General features: G+C 49.2%; 11 protein-coding genes. 4 read left to right on the forward strand and 7 right to left on the reverse strand.

Annotated elements, in window-relative coordinates; genetic code table 11:
* Positions 1–90 precede the first annotated feature (90 nt).
* The 3 genes from BM202_RS08665 to BM202_RS08675 form a co-directional block, all read right to left on the reverse strand.
* A complete protein-coding gene (locus BM202_RS08665) occupies positions 91–873 on the reverse strand; it encodes a LytR/AlgR family response regulator transcription factor (protein WP_093824949.1) in 783 nt (260 codons plus the stop codon).
* A complete protein-coding gene (locus BM202_RS08670; RefSeq protein WP_093824951.1) occupies positions 870–1,994 on the reverse strand; it encodes a sensor histidine kinase in 1,125 nt (374 codons plus the stop codon). The genes BM202_RS08665 and BM202_RS08670 overlap by 4 nt, the downstream gene beginning before the upstream one ends.
* Before the next feature lie 156 nt (positions 1,995–2,150).
* The gene (locus BM202_RS08675; RefSeq protein WP_245776579.1) at positions 2,151–3,281 is read right to left on the reverse strand and encodes a sensor histidine kinase; all 1,131 of its coding nucleotides are present in this window, start codon (positions 3,279–3,281) and stop codon (positions 2,151–2,153) included.
* 231 nt (positions 3,282–3,512) lie between these two features.
* Between BM202_RS08675 and BM202_RS08680 the strand changes: the two genes are divergently transcribed.
* Both BM202_RS08680 and BM202_RS08685 read left to right on the forward strand, forming a co-directional pair.
* Positions 3,513–4,586, forward strand: a complete 1,074-nt coding sequence (locus BM202_RS08680) for a sensor histidine kinase (protein WP_093824953.1) — start codon at positions 3,513–3,515, stop codon at positions 4,584–4,586.
* A gap of 185 nt (positions 4,587–4,771) precedes the next feature.
* Positions 4,772–5,851, forward strand: coding sequence for a sensor histidine kinase (locus BM202_RS08685; protein ID WP_093824955.1), 1,080 nt, complete (start codon positions 4,772–4,774; stop codon positions 5,849–5,851).
* Positions 5,852–5,884: 33 nt separating this feature from the next.
* Here the strand turns inward: BM202_RS08685 and BM202_RS08690 are convergent, their stop codons facing one another.
* Both BM202_RS08690 and BM202_RS08695 read right to left on the reverse strand, forming a co-directional pair.
* Positions 5,885–6,949: a sensor histidine kinase gene (locus tag BM202_RS08690; protein WP_093824957.1), complete on the reverse strand. Its 1,065-nt coding sequence runs from the start codon at positions 6,947–6,949 to the stop codon at positions 5,885–5,887.
* Positions 6,950–7,119: 170 nt separating this feature from the next.
* Positions 7,120–7,485 (reverse strand): hypothetical protein, encoded by a 366-nt coding sequence (locus BM202_RS08695; protein WP_245776580.1) that lies wholly within the window; start codon positions 7,483–7,485, stop codon positions 7,120–7,122.
* Positions 7,486–7,803: 318 nt separating this feature from the next.
* Between BM202_RS08695 and BM202_RS08700 the strand changes: the two genes are divergently transcribed.
* Positions 7,804–10,137, forward strand: a complete 2,334-nt coding sequence (locus tag BM202_RS08700) for a hypothetical protein (protein ID WP_093824961.1) — start codon at positions 7,804–7,806, stop codon at positions 10,135–10,137.
* Between the two features lie 7 nt (positions 10,138–10,144).
* Here BM202_RS08700 and BM202_RS08705 read toward each other — a convergent pair whose 3' ends face one another.
* Together BM202_RS08705 and BM202_RS08710 are read right to left on the reverse strand one after the other, a co-directional pair.
* Complete coding sequence (locus tag BM202_RS08705; RefSeq protein ID WP_093824963.1) at positions 10,145–10,606, reverse strand: DinB family protein; 462 nt, start codon at positions 10,604–10,606, stop codon at positions 10,145–10,147.
* Between the two features lie 62 nt (positions 10,607–10,668).
* Complete coding sequence (locus BM202_RS08710; protein ID WP_093825208.1) at positions 10,669–11,373, reverse strand: esterase family protein; 705 nt, start codon at positions 11,371–11,373, stop codon at positions 10,669–10,671.
* Positions 11,374–11,603: 230 nt separating this feature from the next.
* Between BM202_RS08710 and BM202_RS08715 the strand changes: the two genes are divergently transcribed.
* Entirely contained in the window at positions 11,604–12,485 is an 882-nt protein-coding gene (locus tag BM202_RS08715) for an alpha/beta hydrolase (RefSeq protein WP_093824965.1), read from the forward strand.
* The last annotated feature ends 71 nt before the right edge of the window (positions 12,486–12,556 follow it).

Raw genomic sequence — 12,556 nt, forward strand, 5'->3', positions numbered from 1 at the left:
TGACTATGTGCCTTTTGCCAGCGGAAATAAGGGTGCTGGAATCAATTATAAGGCAAAAGTACGCCGACGGCGGGTATTTTCAAAAAAAGACTACTTACCCATCCACTGTTTAAAATCACTTACCTTCTCACGACTGACCAAGGCTTCTTTTTCGAAAACGGGTCGCAGGCTCAGTGCCAGCCGATTACCGAAGTAGGGCTGCATCTGTTCCACCGCCTGGTGAGTGACCAGAACACCCCGGTTAATGCGAAAAAAACGGCTTGGGTCAAGAGCATCCGCGAGCTCGTCGAGGGTATAGTCCACCAGGAATTTCTGGCCTGAGTGCATCGTGAAGAAACTATACCGCTCATCGGTAAAGAAATAGGCAATGTCGCTCACTTCGACGGATAGCATTCGCTGCCCCTGACGTACCAGAAATCGCTGCCGATAAGTACGGGGTGTATTGCCCTGAAGCTGCTGTAGTAATTTCTCAATTTTGAACGCTGGCTGTTCGACGGATTGCCCGCGCAGGTCCTCATACTTTTGCAGACTTCGCTGTAAGTCCTCCCGTTGTACGGGTTTTAGCAGGTAGTCGATGCTATTGACTTTAAACGCCTGTAGGGCATATTCATCGTAGGACGTAGTGAAAATAACGGTGCTACGTACCGGCGTCCGCTCGAAAATCTCGAAACTCTGTCCATCGGCCAGTTCGATGTCCAGAAAAATCAGGTCAGGGTCGGGCTGACCCGTTGCCCGGTGGCTCTCTAACCAGTTTACCGTATCTTCAATGCTGGCCGTTACGCCCACAACGGAAAGTGCAGGACTAACATCGTGCAGTAATTTCTGGAGTTTACGTACAGCTAATTCTTCATCTTCAACGATTAGGGCGTTCATGCGTTAATAAGGTTTTTTTGGAGTAGAGGTAAGGTAACTTTAAAATAGTCGGGGCCAGGTTCAATAACTGGCTCTGTTTGTGCTAACAGCTGATATTTTGCCCGGATGTTAGCCAGGCCAACCTGTGTCGACTCAACCCGATTGAGCTCATGCCGGGGCGTTTTCTTTTGAAGATTATTACACACCTGCAAGTGCCCATCCGCCGTGATCAGAATGTTGATATATAGGGGGCGACTGGTAAGAATGACGTTGTGCTTTACCGCATTTTCGACCAACAATTGCAAGGTCAGGGGGGGCAGCCGGTATTGTCGACATGGTTCGGGAACCTGCACATCGAGGTGGAGCCCGGCACCGTGTCGGGTTTTTAACAGGTGATAGTAGGAGTCAATAAAGGTCAGTTCTGCGTCGAGGGTCGTTAATTCATCCCCATCATCGGTTGCCGGTTCGTCACCAGCAGGCCGGTTGGATTGTAGCATGTACCGATAGACGCGCGCCATCTGATCCACAAACTGCTCGGCCCGTTGCGGTTCATCGGCAATTAACGAGGAGAGAGAATTCAGGCTGTTAAATAGAAAATGGGGGTTCACCTGACTCTTCAGCCCCTGTAGTTTCCCTTTCAGATTTTCCTTCTTGAGCTTTTCCTTGTTCACCTGATGTTGCTGCCACCGGCTTAGTGAATAAGACGTTTCATAAATGCCCACCAGAAGCAGAATGGCAATTAAATCAAAGCCAAACACGGCTGGAACCGTGTCGTAGGTAAGCCGCGAACTGAACGGTTTATATCGAATGATAAGCCAGGTATAAACTGTTAAAAATGAGGCTGATAGTCCAATGAAAGCGACTGTCGTCAGGCCAGCGCGGAGCACCGTTTGGCGTAGTTCGGGATACCGTCGGGCAATGGCGTCGGCAGCCCAGTCGTGGGTTACGAAGGCAAGGGTCGATAACAGCAGAATAAAGGCGGTAGCTCCCGAAAAAGTATACCAGTACTGCAAATAATGCTCTCCAATGAGCAGGTAACTGATCATCGGCACAAACCAGGGCATCAACAGAACGTACGACCAGCCACCGCGCGTTGTCAGACGCAGCCAATGGCGGATATGGTCGAATACGATTCTGGTCATGAGTGGTTCTTAATGCCGGTTATTTGCGCGTGATAAAGATAGCGGGAATGGCGTAAAAACAGGCGTTTGGGTTGAATCAAGTGCGAAAGTGAGCTGGCGAACTGGGAGAAAATACACCTGAATTGTTAGGGTTAACGATGCGTTTTAGCCAGAGAATTATTGGACCAGCAAGGGGAGCGCCACCCGAAAATACGTATCGGTTGCTTCCACCAAAACGGGCTCTTCGTTCAGTAACTGGTATCTGCCCATCAAACTTGTTAATCCAGCCCGAATGGTTTCCAGCCGGATTGCTTTCTGCTGTCGGTTGTTGGTCACCTGAAGCCAGCCGTCTTCAGTAATTTCTATGGCAATAACTAATGGTTTTGCGGGCGTCATGACGTTGTGTTTAACGGCATTGTCAATCAGGGTGAGCAAACTCAAGGGGAGTATGCACCGGGTTAAATAATCCGGACTAACGGTGGTTGGCCGAACTATGCTCAGGCTATTGTTATACCGTATCTGTAGCAGATCGGCGTAGAGATCCACAAACTCAAGTTCGGTTTGTAGCGAAACCAACTCGCCTTTCGTCTGATCGGCACCCGTAGCATTACAACTATTGCGGGTGAGCATATACCGGTATACCCGCGACATTTTATCGACAAACTGTTCGGCTTGCTTTGGCTCCTCGCCAATCAGCACCGAAAGCGAATTTAGCGCATTGAATAAAAAATGCGGATTTAATTGGCCTTTCAACGTATCATATTGATTTTGAAGCGCCTGTCGATGCAATTGTTCATCTTCCTTCAACTCCTGCTTCCATTGCGCATACGTATAGACCATGCCCAGTATGATGCATAAAAATGCGTCGAACAGCAACCCTATTGCCCAAACGGGCCAGACTGTTTTCCAGCTAAACTGAACGCCCGTTGCCGGAAAAAGGCTATATACCCATACGTAAAAAATACACAGCCCCACCGTCATCGTTCCTACCGTAATGAGCATCACCAGGGTGCGAAGAATTGTTTGCTGCATACCCGGATAATGCCGGATTGTCCACCGTACGGTTAGCCTGAACGCCACAACCGAGAGCCAGTAAAGCCCCAGCGCGACCAACGTACCGACGCCAAACGGTAGCAGATTACTGAAGTACGGAGAACCAATGAAGTAATAATTAGCAACTGGAAAAAGTATCGGCATGACAAGGACATGCCACCGCCACTCGTATTTGAAAAAGAGACGAGGCCGGTAGGTGTCTACGGCGAGTAGGGGAGACCAGTTGTTGCTTAATGGGATCATGAATCGAATCATCAAAAATCGCAGACGTTGCGGTGTTCTTCAGGTCAGACTTGCATTAACTGGAAAATAGGCTGCATGAATTGAGAAAAACAGCGTATGAATTGTAAATAGTCGTACAATACGTTGGGCTGCGGCTGATTTAGTTGCCTGACGAAAACCACACGACATAGCCCAAATTATCCCTAAAAACGGTTAATTTGGGGTCTTAAATCGCCGGATGCCTGCGTTCGGCCATGTTTGCCCATGCTCCAGACTGTTTATCGACCACTGAGAAGGTATCTCTCTAAATGGGAGCTTTGGTACCATGCCATCCTGATGCCCGTTTTGATTCCGGTTGGTAATCGCTACGTTATCGGACCTGCCTATTTTTCGGACTGGCAGATATTTCTTTCGGCCACTGGGCTGCTTGTGAGTTTATACGTAGTGGTTGGAAGCTTGATAACCATAGCGGTTCGCTGGGTTATTCGCCGGTATCCCGGTGTTCACCAGTCTACGTATCGTACGCTGGCTGTGCTGGTTGTATTGAGTGTTTTATCGGCAGGCGCCGTTGTATTCGATACATTTATCTATAGCCTGATTCCCCAGTTTGGAACATCGTTTACCTGGCCCGTTATCCGGCCAATTCTACTGGCAACCTTATTTTTTGATTTCGCCTTTTGTACCGTACTCAGCCTTTTTTACGCCTATCGCCAATGGTATAAAGATCAGACCGAGAATGAACAACTTCGGCAGGCAACGTACCAGCATCAGCTCGATGCACTGAAAATGCAGATCAACCCGCATTTCCTGTTCAATAGCTTAACGTCCCTGTCGACCCTGATTGGCGAAAACAAGCAGCAGGCAGGCTGGTTCGTTGACGAACTTTCGAAAGTGTATCGCTACATGTTGCAGGCCAATGCACGTGAGTTGGTCAGCCTGCAAACCGAACTGAATTTTATTGACAGCTACAGTAATTTATTGCAAACCCGCTACGGCGCTACGTTGCACATAACCCACACCATAGACCCGGTTTACCTGGACTATAGTTTGCCGCCTTTAAGTTTACAGATATTGATCGACAGCGCCATGAAACACAATGCCATGTTAGCGGGGAAACCCCTGCTGATCAGCATTACGACTACGTCCGACGGCGCTGTCGTGGTGAAAAATAACCTACAGCGCAAAGTCATTAAGGTTGAGACGTCGCAGGCAAAGCTGGCGACACTGACGTCCAAGTATCAGTTGCTGGGCAACGCAGACATCTATATTGAGGAAACGGGAACGCATTTTAGCGTACGGTTGCCCTTACTTACCGGTCCCCAGATTATCAGGTCCTAACCCGAAAATTTTGCCGTTCAACTACTGGGCGTGTTGGGTATGGCTAAGTGATCCATACAATTCCCGCGGGTTTTTACACAAAACACCAGCTAAGAAAGGCACTTCGAGACATATTGTGGTGCGCCTGATGGATACAATGCGCAATTTGCTTTCGATTTATAAAGAGAAGCATTGATGATTGTATAATGAAGCGGTTTGTTCCTGAGCTATTTCGGCGACTGCCCCCCGTTCGGCCGCAGACCCAGTGGCACTTTTTGCTGCTGTTTCCGTGGTTTATTCCCCTGTTAACGTATTGGGTGATTGGCCCCCGCTACTGGTCGGATGCCTGGACCTTTGCGTCGGCTACATTGCTGAATCTAACTATTGGGGGTTGTTGCCTGATAACGCTGGACCAACTTACGCAGCTGGTGGTTAGCCGGTACCCGAATCTGGGGCAGACCTGGCAGCGGGTATGGCGGTTGTTGCTGGTATTTATGACGGTGACGCCCTTTTTTGTTTTTTCGGGCATCTATCTCTACAGCCATTTCCATCTGTTCGGGTATAATTACGAGGAATCTCCGTTCTCCCTCGGACGAATTATTTTGATCAATGGCGTGGCTAATTTGCTATCGGTGGGTATTGATGAAAGTACGTATTCGCTCAAGAAATGGCGCGAGAATATGCTGGAAAAAGAGCAGTTAAGGAAAATCAACATACAGAGCCAACTGGAAAGCCTGAAAAATCAGGTCAATCCGCACTTTCTGTTCAACAGCCTGAATTCTCTCTCCTCATTGATCGATGATGATGCCGAAAAAGCCGGAAAATTCTTGGACGAAATGGCTAAGGTCTATCGCTATTTGCTGCAAACCAACGAAGGCTCCCTCACTACGCTGGATACCGAACTGACGTTTATTCAATCGTATTATCACCTGCTGAAAACACGCTACGGCGCAGGCATCCATCTTGACGTAGTGGTGCCGCCCAGTTGTCGAACGTATCAACTGCCCCCACTAACGTTGCAAATGCTGGTCGAGAATGCCATCAAGCACAATGTTATTCACGCGGGTAAGCCCTTGCTGATTGAAATTGAAACGATCAACTACGGGCAATTACTGGTGCGGAATAATCGACAGCCGAAAACTGGGGGGCGTGTCATGTCAAATCAGGTTGGGTTGTCGAACATTGCGGCTAAATACCGGCTGCTGGTTCAGGAAGAACCAACCGTTCTGTCGGACGACACCCACTTTACGGTGATCATACCGCTCATGAATCCGGTGAATGAGTGATACGTATCCATGTTGGGCAGGTAGCCAAATCCGCTAATTTGGGGACGTATTGCCCGGACTAAGTAACGGCAGGACGACCGAAAAATGACCGTTCTGATCCTGCACCATAATATCTGTTTTAGCCAGCATATGGTATTTGGCCGAAATGTTTGAGAGCCCGACACCGTTGCTGAGCACTTGCCCATTCTTGCGCTGGAGGTTATTCCGGACGAGTAACCGCATGGATTCACCCGTTGCTTCCGGTAGGCGGGTGGTGGTTATTTCGATCGTGAGCGGCTTCCCCGATGCGACTATATTATGCTTCACCGCATTTTCAACCAGCAATTGCAAGCTAAGCGACGGAATTGAATACGTCAGGTATTGATCGGGTACGTTTATCTGAACCAGAATGCCTGCTCCATACCGGGTTTGCAGCAAATGAGCATACGCCCGAATGAACCCTAACTCAGCCTCTAGCGTAGTGAGTTCGCGATCGTTGGACTGGAGCATGTACCGGTATACTTTTGAAAGCTCATCGACAAATTGGCTGGCCTGGGCAGGCGATTCATCGATCAGCGCCGACAGCGCATTTAGCGCATTAAACAGAAAATGCGGATTGACCTGATTCTTGAGTGAATCGAGCCGGGCCTGCCATTCTGTTTTCATTAATTCTTCCTTTTCCTGATAGATCTGCCGCCACTGCTGAATCAGGTACATGCCTTCGTATATACCAACATATACGCACGCATAGACAATTTGAATACCCGTTGTTTCAATGTGATCGATAAGACTAAGCTTATACACACCAATATCCAGTACGTAGTTTATGAGTAAACGTAATCCACTATTGATATTGGCCAGTACCAGAATAGCTGCCACCAGTAGGTTAAGCCGCTGGCGCGTTCGGGGAATGCCGGGGTAGTGTCGTTGAATCGCCTGAACAGCCACACGCCCTAATTCCCAGCCAATGTAACCACAAACAAGCGCTACGGTCGACGCTTGTAATTGCTGAAGGAGGGGGACGCCTAAAAAGACTTTGAGCCGGAAGAAAATCCGGCCAAAAACAAATAAGGCAAGCGGTCCAAACAGGCGTAATTTAACGTCGCGGGAGGGAGTCATCGGATCGGCAATTACCAGGCATTGCGTAGTAGCAAAATAACGAACCTTTACGATATATCCAAGACAAGTTTGTTGTATTGGAAGACGGCCACAGCAAAAAAGACGTATCGGCAAAACAAAAATCCCCGGTACAAAATTGCGCCGGGGATTCTATTCTAATTCACGTAAACTTAGTTGTGGTTAACCGGCTCTGATACCGATGGTTGCGGTGCTTTCTGCGACGTCAGGACGGGCTGTGGTTTATAGATAGCGCCGGTAGCAAAGTCGATGATGGTACCGGGCCAGAACAGGATAATATCGGCTATGAGAGCGCCAACGCGGACCTGCCGTTGTTGTTCGCCGGGTACGGGTTTGCGTTTTTGCTGTTCCGTAACGCGTCCACCAAAAACGGTAGCGCAACTGCTTAACGAACCCGACAGGGTGATGGCGGCTAAAGCTACGAGCGTAAATTTTTTGAGCGATTTCATGGTCGTTAGTATGTGTTGTTTATAAAAGAGGATGTTGTTTACCCGGTCTTTGCCGGTTTGGTGAGACAAAGTTGGTGGGTGAATCAGCGTGATGGAATGGAGTTATGCCTCAACTGTAATAAGCGAGTTCTCAACAGGCAGAACTGCCGAATGAAATGGTGGAGATGTGGCCCTGATTAGCGAGGTTATTCATACACATTACGGTGTCCGGGTACGTAGGATTACTTTATTTATTTTGGGTAAATGTTTATTAAGCGGTTGTTTGTACGCATCTTTGATCTATCCGCATGAGTCAAATAGCCAACCTGGTTATTCTCCTCTTCGCCCAACGTAGCGCCTTACTAACCAACTTTATTTGCTGCTTTATCCCTCTTATTCGTGTTCGCTATGAAAATCAGACTGGTCTGCCTGTGCTTTTTACTAGGCGTTTTTTTGCCATCACCTGGCTTATTTGCTCAGGCCCTTCCTGTTAGTCTGAGCATTAATGCGTCGGCGCCGGGCAACCGGGTCGGTGAGGATTTTGTGGGTTTCAGTATGGAGCAATACACGTTGTCGACCGGCAAATGGGGTGTCTTGGGTAGTTTCTGGACCGGTGGTACAAATGGAAATGCGCGCCTGAAAAACTTGCTGGGTAATATCAGCCCGCACTCAATTATCCGGCTGGGTGGCTTTACGGCCGATGATCGAATGGTGTGGCAAAATTCACTACGTGGGTCGAGTACGAACGTGCGGGCTACGTATCAGGATGATGTCGATAAGTTTTTCACGTTCTTATCGGAGGTTGGCTGGAAAGGTATTTATACGATCGGTTTGCCGAATAATACACCCGCCAATGCCGTGTCGGAAGCGACCTATATTATGAATAAATACAGCAACCAGCTCCATAGTATAAGTCTCGGAAACGAGCCCTACCTGTATACGAATATCTTCAGGCCCTCAACCTATAATCCTGAAACCTACATGCAGACGGATTATCTGCCCATGTATGATGCGATTAAGGCGGCTAATCCGGCTATTCCGATCAGTGGGGGCGATAACGGTGCCCGAAAATACTATGGGGCACAAAATCAGACATGGAACAAATCCTTTACCGACTACATCAATAATTCGGGGAGCAGCCGACCGTTGGCGGGGCTGAATGTGCATAGTTACGGGTTGGGCAATAATTCGAATACGTTAACGCGTGATGCGGCAGCCGATACGCTGATGAATTTCGACAATGCCCCGCTTATTTTTAAGTCTACGCTGCTTCCGTATGTTACCCAACTGGCTCAGGCGAAAAATGTCGCACTGCGGTTTTCAGAAACGAGTAGTGCCGCCACCGGTACGTCGGATATGACGAATGTATCCCATACGTATGTTAGTGCGCTGTGGGCGTTACAGTACCTGTATACGCTGGCATCCAATGGCGTGAGTGGCGTTAATTTTCATTCATCGGGCTCCAGTGTCTACTCCGCAATCGACTGGGGACCAGCTAACACAGTTTCGGCGTATAATGTCGAGGCTATTTATTACGGCTTGCTGGCGTTTGTGGATGGCGCCCGAAACCGACGATTACTATCCGTCACGCCATCCGAATCGAAGACCAATCCGCGTGCCAGCTACTTCGCCACGACATCCGACGATAGCAAAACCCTGACCGTTACGCTCATCAATAAGGATTTTACCAATGCCATCAACGCTAGTGTCAACATACCCGGCATAACGATCGGTACGGTCAGCTACCAGACCCTGCGACCCCAGAATGACAAGTACGACATGGCGGCTAATACGTTCTATGCCAATGCGCAGGTAGCCGCTGATGGCCGCTTTACTAAATCAGCTCCTACGCCGGTTGAACTCGCCAATCCAACCAGTTTTAGTGTAACGATAGCGCCCATGACAGCTGTGATCGCTACGATTACCCTGCAAAGTCTACCTGTGGCCGGTAGTGGTAGTAACACGGTGCCGAATGCCGGTGGAACGGCGCGTGTGAACGTACCGCCCAGCACCTTTACCAACCTCACATCCAGCACGGTAGCCAGCCCGGCTACCATCACCGGCCTACGTATTGTCGGCTTTCCTACGAATACGACCACCTTAACCCTTAACGGTATGGCCTACACCGCCAGTTCAACGGCCTTCGGTGGGGCAAACCCTACGGGCGTGGTGGTGCCAGTGGATGGGAGTGGTGCCCCGGCGGTGGGTATTTCGGTCGATCCCACCAACGATGCTAATCCGGTGAGTTTTGCCTTTAAAGCCGTGGCTAGTGGGGGGATTGAATCCGGTAATACAGGGACGGCGGTGTTGAATTTTACGCCCGTTCCCGATCTGAGTATCCTGCTCTATACCTTGCCATCGACCCTATATGGAACAGCAAATTTCAATGTAGTGGTGAACGTATTGGAATTGAACTCCGTAGCAACCAATGGATTGATTACGGTCTATCTCGCTAAAGATCCGCAGGTTTCGTTGAGCTTTAATTCGGCAGCAACCAATATGGGTGGGCGAATGGTTCAGAATAATTTATGGACGTTTGATGGAACCAGTCATGCGGACTTTTATATCCTGACAACCCCCGGTCTTGGGGCTGGAGGACTGCTCTCCTTCGGGTTAGATGGCGTGTTAACGCCGGGTCCGACAAAAGGTACTTTAACGATAAGTTCGATTCTTGTGGGTGGGGGAGAAGTCAACGTCGGTAATAATAGTGATGCCGACCAGATTCAATACTTTCAACGTTAACCGGCTGTTAGACTAATGCATTAACATGATGTTCCAGGTGAACAACGTAGTCTTCAATAAGCCAGGCTAATGGCCTGATGTCAGGAGTCGGCTGGCCGAGTTGAATCGGTTGAGTCAACGTATCAGCCGGCATGGCGTCCACTACGTATACAATCTGGGTGTTCAGGCTTGTCCAGAGCGACACCAAATGGTTTATGGGCAACGCTTGATAGTGATTCACGCGGACCAGTTCATTCTGATTGTAGGGCTGTAGCTGGTATGTGCCATTGGCAAACTGCGCATCGGTAAAGCGCTTCAAATTATTGATCGCCGAATCAATCAAATGCCCCACTATTTCTTTACGTGACCACTTGCCGGGAGCCTGTTGTGTCAACTGCGCTTCCGACAATGCCGTCAGACGAGCAGGAACCTGCTCAATGTGGTTGCGTAGGCGCGTAAGGACATCACTGATTGAACTGGCAGGTTGCATAAATAGAGCGGCTGGAAGACTATGTATACTGTGTATAAAAAGCGGCCTTCCGGCCGCTCTACTTAAATCATACTTAAATACCTCGGGAACTGATCTTTCCAGACGGGCCAGTCATGATTGCCCCAGGGCGTTACGTCGAGTTTATGCGGGATGCCTTTGCGACTCAAAATGCCCGACATCTGGTAGTTGGCATCTTTACAAAAATCATACTGCGACGTACCCATCACGATATTCATCCGGTAAAATTCGTCGTTCTGCGCATTCGGGAGAAAATCGGGCGGGTTGTTATAGAAAACATTATCGTCGTAGTAATCACCCAGAAACGACCGAATGTTAAAGGCTGCGCCCATTGTGAGCAGGTGGCCAACCTGTTCGGGATGCCGGAAGGCGAAGTTCAGCGCATGATACCCACCGAACGAAGCGCCCGATACGCCAATTTTCTGGACGCTGCACTCGCGCTGAATACCGGGTACTAATTCCTCGTGCAAAAAGCGGTCGTACAGCACATGGTTCCAGATGCGCGTGCCAGGGTGGAGATGCTTGGCATACCAGCTATCGCGGTCAATGCTGTCGATGCAATACAGTTTGACTTTGCCCGTCTCAACAAACCAGCGCGCCGTGTCGGTTAGACCAAAGTCTTTGTATTCATAATAATGTCCCATTGAGGTGGGAAACAGCAAAACCGGATAACCCCAGTTGCCGTAAACCAGCATCTCGATGTCGCGGCCAAGGTGGTGCGAATACCATTTACGATAGTCTTCCTGCAAGGTTGTATTTGTTTTAGCGAACCAGAGCTTTGTTATCGAGTCGTGCTGCGATCGAATTAACGACACTGGAACCCGTAGCAATACGTACTGCAAAAGCCCTGAGAACGATGTAAATTTTGGATGAAAATAGAAGAAATAGCTGGTATCGACAAAACACAGACGGCCCCAACCCGAAAAAAAGCCTATTTTGCACACTCATGAGTTGTCTACTTTTTCTATTTTTTGCGCTTATGGCTGACTATTTACCGGCCCTTACCAGCGCCGACCCACCTACCGTAACGGTTCGGCATGATGATTCATTAGTCTCCGTACCGCTCAACCGAACGGTTCATCTGGACATTATACTGCCGCCCGGTTACGAGAAATCGGGTGCTACGTATCCGCAGGAGCGCCTGCCGCAGGAACGCCTGCCGGTGCTATACCTGAATGACGGCCAGGATTTGGGTCGTTTGCACATGACCGCCGTGCTGGATTCCTTGTTCGAAAAAAAGGCAATAAAGCCGTTCGTGCTGGTGGCTATCCACGCGGGCGACCGGATTCAGGAATATGGTACGGCTGCCCAGGCCGACTATATGAACCGGGGCAGCAAGGCCGGTCTGTACACCGATTTTGTGTTAACCGAACTCCTGCCATACATCAAAAAGCATTACCGTGTCAGCACCGATCCGGCTCAATCGGTTTTTGCCGGGTTTTCACTGGGCGGCTTGTCGGCCTTCGATATCGTATTTCATCATCCCGAACGCTTTAGTCGGGCAGGTGTATTTTCGGGATCGTTCTGGTGGCGTAGTAAAAGCACGGAAGCCGGATACCGGGATGAAACGGACCGGATCATGCACGATCAGGTTCGTAAAGGAACGTATCATAAACACCTCAAATTCTGGTTTGAAACGGGCACCGACGACGAAACCAGCGACCGCAATAACAATGGCATCATCGACTCCATTGACGATACCCTCGACCTGATTGGCGAACTCGGTAAGAAAGGCTACCAGCGTGACCAAATTGGTCAACAGCACGACATCCGGTACGTAGAGATCAAAGGCGGCCAGCACAATCAGGAAACCTGGAGCCAGATCATGCCCGATTTCCTGACCTGGGCGTTTGGTAAATGACGCTGTATCAGGATAAAATCAACAAAGCGCTTTCACCACGTTTAATTTAACGGGTCAATACCCTAATAAGC

This window comes from Spirosoma endophyticum, from assembly GCF_900112365.1.
Classification (GTDB): Bacteria; Bacteroidota; Bacteroidia; order Cytophagales; family Spirosomataceae; genus Spirosoma; species Spirosoma endophyticum.